The 330-nt window shown below is 66.4% G+C and carries 1 protein-coding gene; it reads right to left on the bottom strand.

The window, feature by feature from the left end; all coding sequences use genetic code 11:
* Positions 1–328, bottom strand: a 328-nt coding sequence (locus tag IB279_RS36840; RefSeq protein WP_309142339.1) for an alcohol dehydrogenase catalytic domain-containing protein, incomplete at its 3' end; no start/stop codon positions are given.
* Between the last annotated feature and the right edge of the window lie 2 nt (positions 329–330).

Genomic DNA, 330 nt, shown 5'->3' with positions numbered 1-330 from the left:
CCGGCAGGCAGACGAACTCGCCGAACGAGCCCGGCCGGTTGACGCCGACGCCGAGCGTGTTGCGGCACAGATGCCCGCGGCCGGCCCGGCAGTTGCGGCACTTGCCGCAGACGATGTGGCCCTCGCCGGAGACGCGCTCGCCGACATGGTATTTGGTGACGGCCGATCCGACCTCGGCGATCTCGCCCATGAACTCGTGACCAACGACCATCGGCACCGGAATGGTTTTTTGGGCCCACTGGTCCCAGTTCCAGATGTGCACGTCGGTGCCGCAGATCGCCGATTTCTTCACCTTGATCAGCACGTCGTTCGGGCCGATCTCCGGCACCG

The sequence above is a fragment of the Ensifer sp. ENS06 genome (assembly GCF_014852205.1).
Taxonomy (GTDB): Bacteria; Pseudomonadota; Alphaproteobacteria; order Rhizobiales; family Rhizobiaceae; genus Ensifer; species Ensifer adhaerens.
Note: the sequence above shows the minus strand (reverse complement) of the source record. Positions and strands in the feature narration are given on the sequence as shown.